15 protein-coding genes are annotated in these 18,595 nt (G+C 33.4%); 5 read left to right on the top strand and 10 right to left on the bottom strand.

Annotated elements, in window-relative coordinates:
• Window positions 1–50 precede the first annotated feature (50 nt).
• Window positions 51–2,312 carry an acyl-CoA dehydrogenase gene (locus LPB88_RS19605; RefSeq protein WP_230717374.1) on the bottom strand — a complete coding sequence of 754 codons (2,262 nt, stop codon included), beginning with the start codon at window positions 2,310–2,312 and terminating at the stop codon, window positions 51–53.
• A gap of 466 nt (window positions 2,313–2,778) precedes the next feature.
• Window positions 2,779–3,696, bottom strand: a complete 918-nt coding sequence (locus tag LPB88_RS19610) for an EamA family transporter (protein ID WP_230717375.1) — start codon at window positions 3,694–3,696, stop codon at window positions 2,779–2,781.
• Between the two features lie 101 nt (window positions 3,697–3,797).
• Between LPB88_RS19610 and LPB88_RS19615 the strand changes: the two genes are divergently transcribed.
• Entirely contained in the window at window positions 3,798–5,216 is a 1,419-nt protein-coding gene (locus LPB88_RS19615; protein WP_230717376.1) for a PLP-dependent aminotransferase family protein, read from the top strand.
• Window positions 5,217–5,476: 260 nt separating this feature from the next.
• On the opposite strand, the gene LPB88_RS19620 is transcribed toward LPB88_RS19615, so the two are convergent.
• The 5 genes from LPB88_RS19620 to LPB88_RS19640 all read right to left on the bottom strand — a co-directional run bounded on the left by LPB88_RS19620 (window position 5,477) and on the right by LPB88_RS19640 (window position 10,754).
• Complete coding sequence (locus tag LPB88_RS19620) at window positions 5,477–6,424, bottom strand: bestrophin family protein (protein WP_230717377.1); 948 nt, start codon at window positions 6,422–6,424, stop codon at window positions 5,477–5,479.
• A 46-nt stretch (window positions 6,425–6,470) separates the two neighbouring features.
• Window positions 6,471–7,193, bottom strand: coding sequence for a hypothetical protein (locus LPB88_RS19625; RefSeq protein ID WP_230717378.1), 723 nt, complete (start codon window positions 7,191–7,193; stop codon window positions 6,471–6,473).
• A 77-nt stretch (window positions 7,194–7,270) separates the two neighbouring features.
• Complete coding sequence (locus tag LPB88_RS19630; protein ID WP_230717379.1) at window positions 7,271–8,674, bottom strand: HAMP domain-containing sensor histidine kinase; 1,404 nt, start codon at window positions 8,672–8,674, stop codon at window positions 7,271–7,273.
• A 1-nt stretch (window position 8,675) separates the two neighbouring features.
• Window positions 8,676–9,350 (bottom strand): response regulator transcription factor, encoded by a 675-nt coding sequence (locus LPB88_RS19635; RefSeq protein ID WP_230717380.1) that lies wholly within the window; start codon window positions 9,348–9,350, stop codon window positions 8,676–8,678.
• Window positions 9,351–9,485: 135 nt separating this feature from the next.
• Window positions 9,486–10,754, bottom strand: a complete 1,269-nt coding sequence (locus LPB88_RS19640; RefSeq protein WP_230717381.1) for a BamA/TamA family outer membrane protein — start codon at window positions 10,752–10,754, stop codon at window positions 9,486–9,488.
• A 392-nt stretch (window positions 10,755–11,146) separates the two neighbouring features.
• On the opposite strand from LPB88_RS19640, the gene LPB88_RS19645 reads away from it, so the two are divergent.
• From LPB88_RS19645 to LPB88_RS19655, 3 genes are read left to right on the top strand one after another with little or no spacing between them, the layout of a single operon-like run.
• Window positions 11,147–12,934 (top strand): AHH domain-containing protein, encoded by a 1,788-nt coding sequence (locus LPB88_RS19645; RefSeq protein WP_230717382.1) that lies wholly within the window; start codon window positions 11,147–11,149, stop codon window positions 12,932–12,934.
• 3 nt (window positions 12,935–12,937) lie between these two features.
• On the top strand, window positions 12,938–13,675 hold the full coding sequence (locus LPB88_RS19650) for an imm11 family protein (protein ID WP_230717383.1): 738 nt from the start codon (window positions 12,938–12,940) through the stop codon (window positions 13,673–13,675).
• 30 nt (window positions 13,676–13,705) lie between these two features.
• Window positions 13,706–14,188: a hypothetical protein gene (locus tag LPB88_RS19655; protein ID WP_230717384.1), complete on the top strand. Its 483-nt coding sequence runs from the start codon at window positions 13,706–13,708 to the stop codon at window positions 14,186–14,188.
• 99 nt (window positions 14,189–14,287) lie between these two features.
• Here LPB88_RS19655 and aspA read toward each other — a convergent pair whose 3' ends face one another.
• A complete protein-coding gene (aspA, locus tag LPB88_RS19660; RefSeq protein ID WP_230717385.1) occupies window positions 14,288–15,697 on the bottom strand; it encodes an aspartate ammonia-lyase in 1,410 nt (469 codons plus the stop codon).
• Between the two features lie 300 nt (window positions 15,698–15,997).
• On the opposite strand from aspA, the gene LPB88_RS19665 reads away from it, so the two are divergent.
• Window positions 15,998–16,576 carry a pentapeptide repeat-containing protein gene (locus LPB88_RS19665; RefSeq protein WP_230717386.1) on the top strand — a complete coding sequence of 193 codons (579 nt, stop codon included), beginning with the start codon at window positions 15,998–16,000 and terminating at the stop codon, window positions 16,574–16,576.
• A gap of 365 nt (window positions 16,577–16,941) precedes the next feature.
• Here LPB88_RS19665 and LPB88_RS19670 read toward each other — a convergent pair whose 3' ends face one another.
• Window positions 16,942–17,439 (bottom strand): GNAT family N-acetyltransferase, encoded by a 498-nt coding sequence (locus LPB88_RS19670; RefSeq protein ID WP_230717387.1) that lies wholly within the window; start codon window positions 17,437–17,439, stop codon window positions 16,942–16,944.
• Between the two features lie 21 nt (window positions 17,440–17,460).
• Entirely contained in the window at window positions 17,461–18,501 is a 1,041-nt protein-coding gene (gene guaC, locus LPB88_RS19675; RefSeq protein ID WP_230717388.1) for a GMP reductase, read from the bottom strand.
• Window positions 18,502–18,595 lie beyond the last annotated feature (94 nt).

An 18,595-nucleotide genomic window follows, 5' to 3' on the forward strand; every position in this document is an offset into this window, starting at 1 on the left:
TTATTTCAGATAAACTTTGAAAAAAATTCGCGAATTCGTGGCTAAAAATATTATAGAACCGCAATTGGCGCGGCCAGACAACTCTCCGGAATATTGAATGCATTTACTAATGAAACCGCATCTGGTCGAATATCCCAACAAAGCTGGTTGACCATTTTTCGAATTGCTTTGGTTTTTACGGCTTCCATATAACCGTCTTCAAGATACCATGCTTTGTTTTTTTCAAATTGCGAAAGTGCGTATAAATGATTCAATTTTGTCAATACCTCTTTTGTCTTTTGATCTTTTACTGTTTTTATTGCCAATTGAAATTGTTCCAGAACTACTCTTTCCAAATAAGCCTGAGCTACATCGATCATTTGATGCTGAACTACATTAAAAGCATCATATGGTTCTAAACCTCCGTCAACTAGTTTTTTGATACGTCTTGCAGCCGATGCTAGTATCGCCTTTTCTCGATGAATAAAAGCTTGTAAATGAAACTCGCCATCAAGCAAGTGTTCGTCATCTGTTCTTCGGGTTGCAATTGGATTTTTCTCTGTAATTGCTGTTTTTGCATTTTCGTATACATAATTGATGATTCCTAAAGAACCCATTTCTCCAAACGATTTTCTAAACTCGGATAAACGGTTTTTAGCCACCAATTGCATCAAGACTGTATTATCACCTTCGAATGTGGTGTAAATTTCGGTATCATTTTTTAAAGCATTGATTCGGTTTTCAGATAAATATCCTTTTCCTCCGCAGGCTTCGCGACATTCTTGCAAAATATCTCTTGTGCTCCAGGTCGAATAGGATTTCATTCCGGCTGCCAAAGCTTCAATTTCCTGCATTTCGGCTTCGGTTCTGTTCAGAAAACGGGTTGTAAGATATTGCAAACCAAAATGTACGGCATACGTTTTTGCCAATGACGGAATCAATCTTCGTTGATGCATTCTGTAATTTAAAATTGGAACTTCTGATCCGCCTTCGGGACCAAATTGTCTGCGTTGATCGCCGTATCGAATGGCAATTGTTAATCCTGATTTGGCTGCAGCCAAAGCCGAACGCGGAATCCCGATTCGTCCTCCAACTAAAGTGCCTAACATGGTAAAAAAACGTCTATTATCACTCGGGATTGGGCTTTCAAATTCTCCTTTATCATTTACAGAAGCAAAACGATCAAGCATATTTTCTTTCGGAATCACAACGTTATCAAAACTTATGGTTCCGTTATCCACGCCGTTTAAGCCCATTTTATGACCACAATCGCCAATCGTAACTCCTTTTAAAGTATTTCCGTTTGTATCCCGAAGTGGAACTACAAAAGCATTCACGCCATAATCGTGATTATCGATAATTAGTTTCGCAAAAACGGTTGCCATTTGTCCGTGAACTGCGGCGTTGCCAATATATTCTTTTTGAGCATTTTTGTTTGGTGTATGAATTACAAACGTCTGATCGTTATGATTGTAAGTTGCTGTAGTTTCAAGTCCTTTTACATTTGAACCGTGATGCGTTTCGGTCATTGCAAAACAGCCCGGAATTTTTAATGTACCAATATCTTTTAAGTATTTGGCATAATGTTTCTCTGTCCCTAACGACTGAACGCTCATTCCCCAAAGTCCAAACTGAACGCCAAATTTTATCACTAAACTTAAATCGTGATAACTTAAGGTTTCCATAATCGCAAAATAATCAGCTATGTTTTCTCCTCCGCCATATTGTTTTGGATACGCCATATTTCCCAAATTTTCATCTGCGAGGATTTTGCACCAATTATAAACTGTTTGACGATAGACATTTATATCTGTCGAAGTTTCGTAAGCAAGCTCTGGTTTTGAAATAATCGATTTTACTTTTTTGATAATTGCAGCTTCTTTTCCATCCAGAAGTTCTGTTATTTTCTGAATATCAAAATCACTGTTGGTTTGAGAATTTGCAGTAAAAGAACTCGCTTTTGTTTTGAAATTCTGAATTACTTCTTCTCCCAAAACTCCCAGATCATTCTCTAGTTTTATAAAATTGGATTTCAGTGCCGAAATATCCAAATCCTTTTCTGAAAGTGCTACCGCAATATCAAAAATCGATTTTATGTCTGTTTTATTCTGAATGTTTTTTTCAATATCCAATTTCCATTGGGAGAGTTCATTTCGCGAAGGCGGATTTGAAATATCAACTTTAGAAAGAAGCTGCTGTTTTTCTTCGGGCGAAAGCCAAGTCAAATCATTAATGAATTTCTGAATTGTAGTAAACTCTTTTTGAGTCAGCAAATCATCAGACCATACTAAATAAAACAACGGAGTAAAGGCTTGGAGCTTGGTATTTTTCATAAATATATGGGATTCAATTAGTTTTTTACCACCGATTAAAAGGATTAATTTTTGTTTCGAAAAATAGCCACAAATTCACGAATGATTGTGTCAAATAGATTGAAAAAATTCGTGAATTCGTGGCTAAAAAATCCGTTAAATCCTTTTAATCTGTGGCCTAATCTTTTTACACATTATTGCATAAAAAAACAGGACTGAAAATACTCAATCCTGTTTATATATGCTGTTAAGATTCTGGTAATTTTAATTAAAAAGAAAAAAGGTAGCCGCGAATTTCACGAATTTTCGCTAATTTTTTCTTTGCAACCCATTTAAAAAACAATTATAATTCGTGAAAATTCGTGTAATTCGTGGCAAAAAAACTTCATAAAAAAACAGGAATAAAACTAATCATTCCTGCTTTGAATATCCTGAAAGTTCTGGTAATTTAACTTCTAAACCAATAAAAAATATAAATAACCTTTCATTATTTTAGAACCTTTGGATATTGTTGTAATCTTTGCTTAATAGCAAAAATATGGTGTGAATTAAAAACCAATACTGCAAGAAAAACGATTCCGTATGCCAGAATTTGTATTGGTCCGAATTTTTCTTTGTATAAAAACATCGCCAATAGAAAAGCTATCATTGGATTTATATTTAAAAGCATCCCGACTGTTGATGAATTAATTCCCGAAAGGGCATATAAATTAAGGAACAACGGAAAGATTGTAAACAAAATTGCAATGGTTTCGATACAGAAATAAAACTTAAATTCTGTTGGAACCGGGCCGCTATAAGCCGGATAAAATGGCAATAAAAACAAGGCAGCCATCGTAATATGGAACGTTAGCACTATAAATTTATCAAAGCCTTTGTTGATACGCTGACTTACCAAATAGGATGCGTACGTAAAACCAATGATGATACTAAAAAACATGTCCATAATATTGGCGTACGACAAAAGCACACAGCCGGAAACACTTAGTCCAACTGCCATCCATTGTGTTTTGCTTAGTTTTTCATGCAAAATAAAATACGCTAATAAAGTGGTTAAAATTGGACAAACCAAATACGCCAAAGAAGTGGCTTTTACGCTAACGTGATTCATTACATAAATGAATGTGAACCAATTTGCCATTAGAAAAACGCTTCCGCCGATATTTAATAAGACAGTCTTTTTCTTCTCGGCTTTCGAAAATCCTTTGAAGGTTTCGATCGCTTCTTTGACTTTTTTTCGTCTAAATGTAGCAGAAATCAATAACATTAGAATACTACAACTAAAAACACGGTAGAATAAAATATCTAAAGAGGCATAGTCATGTATTGGTTTTAAAACCAAACTGAAAAATCCCCAGATTACAAAACAGGTAATCGCAGCTATGTAGTATTTTGTTGTTTTCACGGAAAGCTTTTTTAAATGATTTTCTGATATAACAAATTTCTAAAAAATAAAATAGCAATACAGATACAGTTTTTGTAAATTGCACCATAACAGTTTTTTTTATGAAAAATTCAAATTACTTATATCTTCAGTTTGCTGACAGAATCGAAAAACAGATAAAATCCGGTGTTTTAAATGTTGGAGACAAACTTCCGTCTATACGTGAAGTCTGCGCCGAAACGGGTTACAGCATGAGTACAGTTAGTAAGGCTTATTATGAAGTCGAAAGCCGTTCTTTAATCGAATCCAGACCGCAATCCGGTTATTATGTAAGTAATACTTCGGCGAGAATAATTACTGAACCTTCGCCAAGCAGTCCAATTTTGAGATGCCAAAACGTTGACAGACAAGATTTAATCGATCAGGTTTATGGTAATATGACGGATCAGAGTATTACGATGCTTTCGCTGGGTTTTCCGTCTAATGAACTTCTGCCAATTGCCAAATTAAACAAGGGAATGGTTCAGGCGATGCGTCAACTGCCTAATAGCGGAACGAGTTATGAGCAAGTTAAAGGGAATCCTAATCTAAGACGAGAAATTGCCCGATGGTCTTTTACCTGGGGCGGATCATTAACTGAGGAAGATATTATTACGATGCCGGGCTGTACAAGTGCGATCTCGCATTGTTTGATGACACTTACTAAACCGGGAGATACTATTATTACGGAGAGTCCGGCATATTTTGGAATCTTGCAATTGGCAAAATCTCTTGGTTTATACATCATGGAATTACCCACCAATATGACCACCGGAATTGAACTTGAGGCTTTAAAAAAAGCACTTTCGTCTAAAAAAGTGAAACTTTGTTTATTGATGAGCAATTTTAGTAATCCGTCTGGAAGTATGATGCCAAACGAGCATAAAATTGAGGTTGTCAGATTAATGGAATTTTACAATATTCCGTTAATCGAAGATGATATTCACGGTGATTTGTACTTTGGCGCAAGCCGACCAACAAATTGTAAAACTTATGACGAAAGCGGTATTGTGCTTTGCTGTAGTTCGGTTTCTAAAACTCTGGCTCCGGGATATCGTGTGGGTTGGGTTTCGCCGGGGAAATTCAAAAAAGAAATATTAAGGAATAAAATTTATCATACGCTCTCCTCTCCTACCATTACACATCAGGTTGTGGGAGATTTTTTGAAAAACGGTCGTTATGAAAATCATCTTCGAAAAATACGTCAAATCCTGAATCAGAATTGTAATAATTATATCAATACTGTTCTGGAATCTTTCCCAACAGGAACGAAAGTAAGTCAGCCTCAGGGTGGTTTTTTTCTTTGGCTTGAAATGGACAAAAACTTTGATACGGCAGCTTTTTATCATTTGGCGATGAAACACAATATTAGTATTGCGCCGGGAAGAATTTTCTCTTTGCAGGATCAGTTTTCTAATTGCATGCGATTGAGTTTTGGTTTGCCGTGGACGAATGAATTACGTCAATCGATACAAACACTGGGAAGATTGGCGGGAAAATAAAACTCAATTGACTTTTTAGACCTTATCCAAAAGTTTAATTAAACACATAGAAACATAGCTTTTGTGATGTAAAAAAGGCGTTTCACTTTGCATTAATACACATAGCTATGTGTGAAGAAATGTATTTCTTTTTAGTATTCTTATTTTAAATACAAAAACCTATGTTTCTATGTGTTAAAACAATTTACAGGTTGTTCTAAAAACAAAAAACAACACCAATTAAGGTGTTGTTTTGCGAACAAATTAAAACCAATATTAATTTATAAAACGAAGTAAGCGTCGTTTTCCGCTTTTTTAGGCTCAGGCTTAAGATCAAATTCTTTGATAATATCAAATTCGCTTTGAAACTCGTTTAGCATTTGCATCAAATTCTTTTCGATTGTATTTGCAATCGCTGTAACTGGCGTATCTGTTGGTCTGTTTTCGAATGGATCCTGCAAGTGAATTGCCATTTTTTCGATCAAAAAGAAAGTTCCTCCAATCATTGTAATCAACGGAACTGCAAACCAGCTCAACAAACTAATCAATCCAAAAGGCAATAACAGGATGAATAAACACAAGGTCATTCTGATATACATGCTGTAAGTTGTTGGAAAAATGGTGTTTTTAATACGCTCACATTTTCCCATTGCATCACATAATCTTGTCAAAGTTGCGTCGATTTCTACTTGTTGGTATGCATTAAGACGTTTGTCTTTTCTGGCAATTCTTAAATCTCTGGCATGAAGCAGTAATATTGCATTTGGAATATTCTGATGATTTTTTATAAAATTCAATTCTTCTTCACTAATCAAATCTTTGATAGGTTTTATGGCATCTTTATTTCGCAAAGCCTGACCTAAACTATAACACCACGCAATTTGTCTTTTGGTGAAGTTTTCTTTAAACTCATTTGCTTCTACAGAGAAATCCGGGTCTTTATAAAAAGTCAGCATTTGTCTAACCAAAGTTCTCGACTCATTTACTACTGATCCCCAAATAATTCTTGCTTCCCACCATCTGTCGTAAGCCTGATTTGATTTGAAAGCCAATAATAAAGATATAATTGTACCTACCATTGTTGGAATCGCAATTGGTATTTCGATCGCTACGTTGATGAAATAATGGTGAAAAATTTCGAATAAAATAGTGTAAGCCATAACTAACCCCAATTCTACTTTGATTTTTCCGATAACATATCGCATTGGTATTCTTTTCTTTAATAACATATTTTTCGTTTTTAATTAAAACTATATTTTCTCAGAAGTTCTGGTTTTAAACCAACTCTTCGTACAGCGAGAGCACCGGAAGTCCCAATTTCTCGTTTATATTTTCTTTTTTTGTTTTCTTGAATTTGATTTTCTCTCCTTTGCGTGTTTCTACTAACAAATCGATATCATATTTTGAAATTGCTTCGGATAAATAAGGGGCAAAATTTTCGTAATTATCATCAAAATTGGCTGTTTGGCTTACAATTTCATAAGAGAAATTATCGTTCAAAAATTGCTGAACATCCTTAACATGCATATTTGCATTGCCGTTTTCTATATAAAGTGCTTTATTGAAATCGTCTTTGGCCTGCTCAAGTCCTAAATGTAAAATGGGACATTTTTGGTTTCCGGCTAATTGAATTAAATATTGATGAATACGTTTTGTTTCTTGCTTATAAGAATGTGTCAGAATTACCAATTTTATAGAGAAAACATCAATAATGCGTTTAAAAATTGGTGAAGAAAGTCCGTATTGATTCTGTACTTTAATTTTGCAGTTTGGCGTGTGTTCGATCATGTATCGGCACGTTTCCAGAACTTCTTCCTGACTTGCTGTAAGTCCGGTTCTCATTTCACGTAAAAAATGTGACGAAGAGAAAACATCCGGAGTATCAGAAACCATCATTAAAATGATTTCACAATTTGATTCTTTTGCTTGGTTAATTGCTGATTTTACAGCGCAAATAGTATCATCTTTTAAAGTAGTAGGTATAAGGAAATTTTTCATAAGTATAATCGTTTAGTTTATACATACAAAATAACTCCGCGTAAATTAGAAGGGTCTTAATCTAAAATTAGAATTTCCTAAGATTCAACATTAGAATTTTTAATGTTGCTTTTCTTGCTCTTTGATTTATTAAAAACAAGAGTCACAATCGTTCCTTTATTCTGTTCTGATTGTACTTGGATTTCGCCATCATGCATACGGATAATTTTTGAGGCCAAAGGAAGCCCTAAACCGTAACCTATATACTTGGCAGCAATTTTTCCTCTAAAGAAAGGTTCATACAAATGCGGAATATCCTCTGGCGGAATCCCGATTCCGATATCATTGATAGATATTTTAATCCAATCCTGATTGGCCGACAATGTTACGAAAACTTCGTTATTATCAGAATATTTAACTCCGTTTGTAATAATGTTGTTTATCGCTAATTCTAAAAGAGGTTTATTACAAGGAATTAAAAGCAAATTAGAATCTTTTGGTGCAAAATTAAGTTTAATGCTCACTCGGTTATCCGGATAAATCTTGTCCAAATCCGATTTTACATCCATTAATAACTCGTCAATTCTGGCAATATCTAATACTTGTTTCTTTCCGTCGTAGCCCGTTTGTGTTAATTTCAGCAAACTTTCGGTTAAGTTTCCTAATCTCGAAGCCTGACTGTAAATATTCTCTAAGGATTGAATGTATTCCGAAACTTCTCTTTCTTTAAGAAGCATAATTTCAGACTCGGCAATAATGGTTGTTATTGGCGTTTTTAATTCGTGAGAAGCATTATTAATAAAATTAGCCTGAATTTCAAAAGAGGTTTCCAAACGATCCAACATATCATTAAAAGTCTCGGTAAGATCTGAAATCTCGTCTGAGTTTTTAACCGCAGGCAATCTGTTATGCAGATTTGATGCACTTATTCTATTAACTTCCTTAGTAATTCTCGCTACAGGATTAATAACACGTTTGGCAAGAAAACGTCCTAAAAAGAAGGCAAGAAATATAAAACCTATACCACCAAAAAGCATAATTTTTATGATATAAATTGTCGTTGTTGGACCTTTTCGATCGCGCGCGCCAACAATTACAATATATTTCTGATTGTTTTCTGTGAAAATTTGTCCTAAATAATACTTATTATCTACTTCAAAATAATCTTTACCCGTTTTTAGAATATTGGTATAAAACTCATTCGGAAGATTTAATTTTGTATTGTAATCAAAACTATTGGCGCTGTTTATTTTCAGCACAAATTCTTCTTCTTCAATAAGTTCTTCCAGTCCGTTTTTCTTCAGATTACTGTAATATTTTATCTTTTCAGGATCATTCTGAAAATGAATTGAAGCCACAATTTTAGCTCTGTCTTCTAGTCGTTTTAAGAAATGATAGCGATTATTTTCACGGAACAAGACAAAAACGATAATACACAATAATAGTGTACTAAAGGAAGAAAGTGCTACATAAGTAAAAGTTATTTTTTTTCTTACATCCATTTTATGGCTTTAAAATATAACCTAAACCTTTCATGGTATGAATAAGTTTAGTCTTAAAAGGTTTATCTATTTTTTTTCGTAAATACGTGATATAAACATCGACAACATTGGTGTTCATGTCAAAATTAATATCCCAAACATTGTCTAAAATCTGATCGCGAGACACTATTCTGCCCGTGTTTTTAGCCAAATAATACAGTAATTTGAACTCTTTTGCGGTTAAAATAATCGATTCTCCATCTCTTTTTACAGATTTGGCTTTTCCGTTTATTTCCAAATCACTAATTACAATAGTATCAACTTTTTCGGTATCCTGATTTGCTCTTCGGTTTAAGGCATTTACTCTGGCATCAAGTTCTCCAAATTTAAATGGCTTTACCAAATAATCATCGGCTCCGGCATTCAATCCCGTTACAATATTCTCTGAAGTTCCAAGTGCTGTCAAAAGCAAAACCGGGACAAAATTCTTGGTGGCACGTAATCTTCTGCAAATTTCGATTCCGTTAATATCCGGTAACATTACGTCTAAGATTACAACATCAAAATCATAATTATGAATCATTTCGAGAGCCGTTTTACCATCAAGAGCAACGCTTACTTCGTTATTGTTTTCGGCAAAACCCTTTCGTAAAATCGATAAAAGATTTGGTTCGTCTTCGACTATAAGTAATTTCATCTTAATTTGTGTATGGTTAACAAAAATAAGGATTGAGTTTAAAATATGAATCAGAATATTTTAATAATTATGATTTAATTGTGAAGCGTGTAACTTTTTGCTTTTAAAAAAAAGAAGTCAACAATAGTTTACATCTTAAAAAGTTTCTCCTGCATTCAGGTAAAATCCTTTAGAATTATTACCCCAGGCATAATCAACTATTAAATTGGTTCTCGTTTTTTTATCTATTAAGATTCGCAAACCAACGCCTGCTGCGGGCTGAATCGAGCTAAAAAGATGCGTTTCGGTTTCGTTATTGCTTGCGGTTACAAAGTTTGTAAATACAGTTCCGCTAAGCATGTGATTGCAGGTAATTGGAAATCTTAGCTCCGTTGAAAGGTAAACCAGATTCTCTCCTCTAAACAATCCCTGGGTATATCCTTCTCCGCTTCGGCTTCGCTGGTCCCAGCCAATTGCGGGTAAATTCAAATACGGAAGTTTTCCTCTGGTTACAAATTGCCCATACGTCCAAACTGCCAGAATGTAGTTTTTGTTTTTGTTCGAAAGCGGAAAAAAGCCTCGATATTCTGTGTACAAAACATTACTATATCTTTGATTGTTAAATAATACCGGATTAAAACGATAGTTAATGTTTGCAAACCATCCGTGTGTCGCATTTACCTGATTATCTCTTGAATCGTGTACCAAATTAAGACTCATACCACTCAAAAAATACTCCAAATCATTAAATCCATATTTTTGACTGTAGTTATAATGGTAAGTGAATTGTCCGTTTTCTACATCCAAATCTTTATCTTTTATACTCGAATACCAATCGAGATTAATTCCGCCGCCAACATAAAAATTTTCAGCCACTTCAAAAGAAACGGTTTGATGAAACTTGAAATAATTATAATCCATTGGCTGTGCAAGAGAGTCAATACTAAATCCTTTTTCTTTGCTGTGATGCGGAATAATATCAGTTCCTAACCCGTAGTTAGGCTGCGAAAAAATATACATTCTATAATCACCACTTAAAAAAATCCTGTTGTTTTTAAGCAGTATATTGTTCTTGACATTTACTAGCCATTGCTTTTTGGTTGTATACGTTATGCCAAGATTGGCGATAGAATATTTATCTGTTTTTTGTTTTCCTTTAAAAGTATATTGGGCAACTCCTCCAAAAAAGAATCCCGTTGCCGGCTGAGAACCAATTGCCGGAATAACTAAGAAAAAATTGTTTTTTGTGGGCTTAACAACATAAACCGAATCTTTCTTTTTGAAGATTTCCAGTATTGTTTTGGGCGGACATTCTTCAGGATTGCTAAGTTCTGTTTGTGCAATCAGACTTAACGGAAGAAAAAAGAGAAACCCGAAGATTGCACACTTACATTGAAAGTAATTATTTTTTAAAAAATTGACCATTCGTAGTTTTAATTTTTTGAAATAATACTCAACTCTAATGTAAATATAGAGCTAATTTTCAAGATTTTAGCAAACAATTCTTATAAAGAATACTCGTTGCTTGTAATTACTAAAATTTCATTTAACACATAGAAACATAGATTCTGCACGCTCAAAAAAGGCATTTCACTTCTTTAAAAGTCACAGAGTTCAGCTATCTGTAAGAAACATGTTTCTTTTTACACCCTTTCTACAGATTCAAAATCTATGTGTTAAACGAAATTCCATGACCAGAAACACAGTAATTACGTATAATTTTATTTAATTAATTAAAAATATAAAAATTATAGTGTTAAATTTATATTTTGTAATCTTTTATTTACTTAATTTACACTTAACTAAAAATAAAAGCCATGAAAAATAAATTAACGAATACCCTGTTTGTGTTCATCACAATTTTTACATTATTTTTTTCAAGTTGTCAAGTTGAAGAAGCCACAATTACTAGTGATACAAAATCTAGTAATTATAACGTGAAAAATATCTCTAAAGACGAAATAAATACTAACTCGAAGATTGTCGAGAAACTCCAAAAGTTATCAAGCCAAAAAAATAGTACTTCGGCAAAAAACATCACATTCAACAATTTGGGATTGACCATCCAAACGGATCACGCCAGATATATTGAAGATGGTAATTATCACTCTTACACATTTGCAACGTTACAGAAAGATACTGAAAATATAAAAAATGTCCTTTTCTCTCTTAACGAAAAAGGAGAATATGACGCTTATCTGGTAGAATACGATTACAACAAACTCGATTTAGCCAAGTTCACCAACCACAATAAACCCGGTGAAGTAAAAATGACGCCAATAAACCTCAATATAAATTCGCTAACCGCAAAATCTGCTCCTTTATGGGTTTGCAAATATGAATATCGATTGGTAAGTTCAGGTGATTTAGTTGGTGCTGAAAATGTTACAAGTGAATGGGTTTTAGTTGCAAGTAGTTGTGCCATTGTTTATGCTACAATTATCGGTGAGGATAATAGCACAACAAATTATGGAAATGGAACATCATCTAATACAACAAACGGTTATATGAACCCTACCACGGGAGGTGGCGGAGGAAGCATTGCAACCTCTCCATTATTTGCGTTTTATGACGAACCGGAAATTATTAAGATCGAATTTGTCAAAAAACACTTAAATGTTGGTGGGCGACAAAAACGTTTTTTAGAAGCGAATGGCGAAGTAGCTTTCTCTTTCTACGATTACCTTGCAAAAAATCGAATTTCAGAAGAGTCTAAAAGTTTTGGGAGTGAACTACTAGATATTATAATGACCGAAACAACAGTAGATTTAAATGCAATTAATTTTGTTTTAGATGCTAAGACCAAAAACAAGATTACTACAGATCTAGATGATGCCTTTTTATTATCTGTAGACAAATATATGGATGCAGATATGGCTGCAATAAATGCCAGCGATCCAGATTTAATAATTTATTTTGGTGTACACCATATCACAAAGATTTTACGTCTAAAAAAATTAAATCCAGAATGGAGTTTTACAAAATGCTATTGGGAAGCCAGTAAAGAAGTTGTACATATTACATTAGATGCATTTGGAATGGTACCCGTTGTGGGTGAAATTGCAGATATTAGTAATGGAGTTTTGTACACTATCGAAGGTGATGGTGTTAATGCAACATTAAGCGTGGCTAGTGCAGTTCCTATAGCGGGATGGGCAACGGTATCTACAAAATATGCATTTAAAATTAACACTGTTTATTCTATAAGTACGAAAGTAAAACTAGTTTGGAAAGTTACGGGTGATTTAATTACTTTTGGATCTAGAAACCAATTAAGAAAAGTTTTAGGATTAGCTGTAGGAGATCTTAGACAAGCTCACCATATAATACCTTGGAACAAACAATCTAAATTTGCAATACAAAAGGCTTCAAAATCACAACATGCATTCCATATGAATGAAGCATTAAATGGGATACCACTAAGTAATGCTGTACATAACGGTAGTCATGCTCATTATGATGATTTAATCCAGAGATATCTCGATGAAATCCCCTCAAATGCGACACCTGATGAAGCGTATGCAAAAGTAATGGAAATTTTAAGTAAAGTCAGAACCGCAATTCAAAATAATCCAGGAGTACATATAAACCAATTAAATTTTTAAATTATGAATTATTACTCTATTGGGCATTCATTAAACAAGAAGATCTTAGGCCACTATCCTCAAGTTAAAAAAATTATTCACCATTGTGATATTTGGGAGGATCCCTTTTTTATTGATCGATTTAGTTTTGAAAAGATTAATATTAATCCAATCATTTCTAATGCTGCTTTACATTCTACTTCTAAATTAACTGATTTAATAGATGTTAGAGGTGATATTGGTTTTTTATCTAAAATTTTAATTAGTGGTAAATTAAAATCTATATTAGAAAAAAAAAGAACCAGCGGCTTTGAATTCTTTAAATCACCAGTCTTTTACAAAGAAAATATCATTGAAGATTATTATATTTTAAATATGTATGAAAACAATAATGACTTAATTGATATAAAAAAATGTAGAATTCAATATCATAAAAAAGCCGATGATTACAAGTTTACCTACAATACAAATACTGAATATTTAACATTCAATAATTTTGAAAGTTTTAATTCAGTTTTAAATATAGCTACTAAGAATAATGAACTTTTTTTCATTGATAAAATTGTTTTAAAAGATGGGATAAATGAAGATTTTTTTATGTTACAAAACGTGCAAGGTGGCACAAAATATGTTGTTTCTGAAAAACTCAGAAAAGAAATTGAAGATGCTGGTTGTATTGGTATTGAGTTTCAACCAATCGAATTATCTGCGGTTGAATGGTTACATGGTGGCGAAAGAGAGAAAACTTATGGGAAAGCATAAAACTTTCAAAAATTAATTTAAGGAGAGATCATGGAAAAATACGACAATGATTTAACATCGGACACCATAACAGATTGGATAAATGAAGATAAAGGTTTGCAAAAAATAATTCAAGAAATTGAAAGCAAAACCGAATCATTTGAAGAACAGGCAGAATTAGCTTTTCATCTAGTTTCGGCATATTTTGATGTGCCAAAATTAGAAAGTGAAGATCAATTAGATGGCGACTATGACGAGTTTATGAATACTTGTGTATATGAACAATTAGGATTGTTAAAATATTTAGAGCCTAACGAGGATATTAGAGGACAAGTGCTAACTGCAATTTATTTTTTAAAGTATGATTATAGAACTGATATACAATTTGTTTTTGAAAAGTATTATGCAAATCATAAAGATGAAATAACAGGAATAGGTTTTAAAGGTGAGAATTCTAAAGTTGAAATAGTATTTGTTAAAAAAGGAGAAAGTTGGTTTGACTTGGGGTGTACTTATTTTACAAGATACCTATAATTTAAGAAAACCAGTGAAGCCAGCTTCACTGGTTTTAATTAGTTTATTGTAAAAATCGTCAATCTATTTTAAGACTACTCAATATTTTATACGAATCTCTTATTTCGTAATAAACTTAGGATGAATTAGGTTGTCTAACGAATAAATTTCGTTCCATTTTTCCTGAGTGATTAGTTTTCTTTCGATTACTGCAATTTGATGCACGCTTTTATTCAATTTTAAAGCTTCTCCGGCAATACTTGCACTTTCTTCGTAACCTAAAATTGGATTCAATTGTGTCACGATTCCTATGCTGTTCATCACCATATTGTAGCAATGATCAACATTTGCAGTAATTCCTACTATACATTTATCGATTAAAGTCTGAATTGCATTATTAAGATAATCTAATGATGTAAACATGGCAAAAGCAATAACCGGTTCCATTACATTTAACTGTAATTGCCCAGCTTCAGCTGCCATTGTAACGGTTAAATCCTGCCCTATTACATAAAAACAAGTCTGGTTTACCACTTCCGGAATTACCGGATTTACTTTACCCGGCATAATTGAAGATCCCGGCTGACGCGCCGGTAAATTGATTTCGTTGAAACCTGTTCTTGGCCCTGAACTCAATAATCTTAAATCGTTACAGATTTTAGAGATTTTTACCGCAGTTCTTTTCAGAGTTCCCATAATTTGAACGTAAGCTCCGGTATCTACTGTAGCTTCAATTAAGTCTGGTGAAAGCGTTAACGGAATACCTACTTCTTTGGCTAAATAACTCACACAAATTTCCGGATATCCTTCTGGTGCGTTTACTCTTGTTCCAATTGCTGTTGCTCCCATATTGATTTCTAAAACCAAACTTTGAGCATCTTTTAATCTTCGAACGTCTTCTCCTATTGTGGTGGCATAAGATTTAAATTCTTGTCCTAAAGTCATCGGAACAGCGTCTTGCAATTGCGTTCTTCCCATTTTCAGAACGCTTTTAAATTCTTCTCCTTTTGCTGCAAAAGCTACTTCTAAACCTTCTAATGTTTTTATAAAGCTTTCCATTTTCAGATAAAGGGCAATTCTAAAAGCCGATGGATAGGCATCGTTTGTAGATTGCGAACAGTTTACATGATTGTTGGGATGCAGAAAATTATATTCTCCTTTTTTATGTCCAAGATACTCTAAACCAATGTTTGCGATTACCTCGTTTGCATTCATATTTACCGATGTTCCGGCTCCACCCTGAATTAAATCGCTTACAAATTCCTGGTCAAATTTACCTGCAATTACCTGATCACTTCCGTAGCAGATTGCTTCCGCAATTTTAGGATCAAGTGCTCCACAATCTTTATTAGCCAAAGCTGCGGCTTTTTTTACATAACCTAAAGCTTTGATAAATAATGGCTCTTTTGAAATTGGAATTCCTGTAATATTAAAATTCTCTACAGCTCTAAAAGTTTGGATACCATAATACAGCTGATTCGGAATGTCTAATTCTCCTAAAAAATCATGCTCTTTTCTTGTTGATCCCATATCATATAAATTGTTACGTTTTTACTTTAAAAATCACTGTAAAGCTACATCAAATTAGGACTATAATAAAATATAGAATCTTAAAAAAATCATAGAATTTTCAATAATTTAATTAAATATTTAAAAAAGCAATACCCAAAGGATCTCAAAAACCTAAATCCCTAAGAATATCATTAATAGACAAATACAACATTCTGAAAAACACCGAATTGTTTTTTACTGCTATTTTTATCAAAAGCCCACTTAAATAATGCTTTTAATTATTATCTTTTCACTCTCAAACAACCATTAAAAATAGCATTGAAAAAAGAGTCTGAATATTTCCTTGATAAAGAATACGATACCAAAACTTATGGTAGAGATGATCTTAATTTTAAGGATTTTGAATGTTGTATTTTTAATAATTGTAATTTTTCGGCATGCACTTTTTTAGCTGTTACTTTCATTGATTGCGTTTTTAATGACTGTATTTTTAATGAAGCCAAAATCAATTATGTAGCTTTTAGAACGGCAACTTTTAATCGATGTGAAATCAAAGAAGTGAATTTTGCCATGTGCGACAAACTCATTTTTGAAGTTCATTTTTACGATTGTATTCTGGATTTTTCGAAGTTTTATACCTTAAAAATAAAAGGAACCACATTCAACAGTTGCAGTTTAGTTGCAGTAGATTTTATGGCAACAGATCTTACAAGTGTTTTATTTGACAATTGTGATTTATATCGATCAGAATTTGACAAAGCAATCGCCAATAAAGCCGATTTTAAAACAAGTTACAATTACACTATTGATCCCTCAAAAACTAAATTAAAGAAAGCTGTTTTTGCTTTGAAAGAGGTGAAAGGGTTGCTATTTAAGCATGATGTGATTGTGAGTTAGGAGAATTAAGAAACAGCGTAACAAGACAGATTTTAATATATTTTACTAAGAAAACACACAGTTTGTCATTTCGAGGAACGAGAAATCCTCGCAAGTAACTCTACAAAGATTGGCGACTTTTATGTGTGGAGTTACTTGCGAGGATTTCTCGTTCCTCGAAATGACAAGATTGGGTTTTGATTGCGAATGATGGATTAAAATCCATCCCTACAATATATTTTGTTCCTGCGGAACTGCCTAAAAAATTCCGGAAGAATAATTTATATTGCACCAACGTCCAAAGGCTTCGGGATTAATCCGTTAAAACGAATAAAGATTTGATTTTATTATAGAAACTGAAATGACAAGAATGATGAAAATTATTTCTAGATCTTTTTCTTCATCACATAATCTTCCATCAAGTAACCATTTCCAATCTCGATGTTCACTTCATCGATAACTTCAAAGCCTATTTTTTTATAAAAACCTAAAGCCGAATTAAATCGGTTTACGTTTAAAGATAAGGCGTTTGAACTGTTTTCTGAAGCTAATTTTCCAATTTCATCAACAACTTTTTTACCGATTCCTTTTCCTTGGGTTTCCGGTAAAAGATAGATTTTATGAATTTTGGTTACTGCATCTCCAGTATAATTATGTTCTATCCCGATAAAACCTATATTAGTTTCCTCTTCATAAATCATATAAAATAACTGTACTTTTTTGTTGTATTGTTCGGTTAAAGCTTCATCAGAATAAAAAAGACCTAACATATAATCTAATTGCTCTTTTGATAAAATCTCACCGTAAGTAATTGGCCAAGTAATATTTACTATATTCTGAATTTGTTTAATATCGCTGATAGTTGCTTCTGAAATCGTGATCATATTATATTTAAAATGCTTTTATTATTTAGTAAAAATTTGATTTTCCTGTTCGCTTACTCTTATAAAGGTAGTTCGTTTGGTTAATTCCTTCAATCTTGAAGCGCCTACATAAGTGCAAGTACTTCTTATACCTCCTAAAATATCTAATACGGTATTGATGACATTTCCTTTAAAAGGAACCTGAACTGTCTTTCCTTCGCTTGCTCTGTATTCTGCAACACCTCCAACATGTTTGTCCATTGCGGTTGTTGAACTCATTCCGTAGAATTGCTTGAATTTTTCACCGTTAACTTCTATCAGTTCTCCTCCGCTTTCAGTGTGTCCGGCAAGCATTCCGCCTAGCATTACAAAATCTGAACCTGCACCAAAAGCTTTTGCAACATCGCCCGGAGTACTGCAACCGCCATCACTGATAATGTGTCCGCCTAAACCGTGAGCAGCATCGGCACATTCTATAATCGCCGAAAGTTGCGGGTAACCTACACCCGTCTTTACACGTGTAGTACAAACTGAACCTGGTCCAATTCCGACTTTTACAATATCGGCACCAGCCAATAAAAGCTCTTCCACCATTTCGCCTGTAACTACATTTCCGGCAATAATAACTTTATCAGGATATTGTTTTCGGGTTTGTTTTAAAAACTGTACAAAATGTTCTGAATATCCATTGGCAACATCTATACAAATAAATTTAAGCAACGGATTTGCCGTTATGATTTGTCCGATTTTTGTAAAATCTTCTTTTCCGGTTCCGGTACTAATGGCAATATAATTGTAGAAATCCGGTGTTACTTTCTTCAGGAAATTATTCCACTCATCTAATGAATAGTGCTTATGAATGGCTGTAAAAAGTTTTTCTTTGGCAAGAACTTCAGCCATTTCAAAAGTACCAACCGTATCCATATTGGCCGCCATAATTGGAATCCCTGTCCAGATTGCGGTACTGTGCAAAAATTTAAAATTTCGTTCTAACGAAACTTCCGATCTGCTTTTAAGCGTTGATCTTTTTGGTCGAATCATCACATCTTTAAACCCTAATTTCAGATCAGTTTCTATTCTCATGGCTTTGAATTTTCTGTTACTTTCAAATGTAAGAATTTTAGAATTTAGAATGCTGATTTTAGAATGTTAAAACTTTGTGGTTAATTTTGGCACG

Origin of the sequence: Flavobacterium sp. JAS, from assembly GCF_020991455.1 — a bacterium.
GTDB lineage: Bacteria > Bacteroidota > Bacteroidia > Flavobacteriales > Flavobacteriaceae > Flavobacterium.

Excerpts from the sequence above, each read along its gene's own strand:
- LPB88_RS19605 (WP_230717374.1), bottom strand. The coding sequence starts at position 2,312 with ATGAAAAATACCAAGCTCCAAGCCTTTACTCCGTTGTTTTATTTAGTA.
- LPB88_RS19615 (WP_230717376.1), top strand. The coding sequence starts at position 3,798 with ATGAAAAATTCAAATTACTTATATCTTCAGTTTGCTGACAGAATCGAA.
- LPB88_RS19620 (WP_230717377.1), bottom strand. The coding sequence starts at position 6,424 with ATGTTATTAAAGAAAAGAATACCAATGCGATATGTTATCGGAAAAATC.
- LPB88_RS19625 (WP_230717378.1), bottom strand. The coding sequence starts at position 7,193 with ATGAAAAATTTCCTTATACCTACTACTTTAAAAGATGATACTATTTGC.
- LPB88_RS19630 (WP_230717379.1), bottom strand. The coding sequence starts at position 8,674 with ATGGATGTAAGAAAAAAAATAACTTTTACTTATGTAGCACTTTCTTCC.
- LPB88_RS19635 (WP_230717380.1), bottom strand. The coding sequence starts at position 9,350 with ATGAAATTACTTATAGTCGAAGACGAACCAAATCTTTTATCGATTTTA.
- LPB88_RS19640 (WP_230717381.1), bottom strand. The coding sequence starts at position 10,754 with ATGGTCAATTTTTTAAAAAATAATTACTTTCAATGTAAGTGTGCAATC.
- LPB88_RS19645 (WP_230717382.1), top strand. The coding sequence starts at position 11,147 with ATGAAAAATAAATTAACGAATACCCTGTTTGTGTTCATCACAATTTTT.
- LPB88_RS19650 (WP_230717383.1), top strand. The coding sequence starts at position 12,938 with ATGAATTATTACTCTATTGGGCATTCATTAAACAAGAAGATCTTAGGC.
- LPB88_RS19655 (WP_230717384.1), top strand. The coding sequence starts at position 13,706 with ATGGAAAAATACGACAATGATTTAACATCGGACACCATAACAGATTGG.
- aspA (WP_230717385.1), bottom strand. The coding sequence starts at position 15,697 with ATGGGATCAACAAGAAAAGAGCATGATTTTTTAGGAGAATTAGACATT.
- LPB88_RS19670 (WP_230717387.1), bottom strand. The coding sequence starts at position 17,439 with ATGATCACGATTTCAGAAGCAACTATCAGCGATATTAAACAAATTCAG.
- guaC (WP_230717388.1), bottom strand. The coding sequence starts at position 18,501 with ATGAGAATAGAAACTGATCTGAAATTAGGGTTTAAAGATGTGATGATT.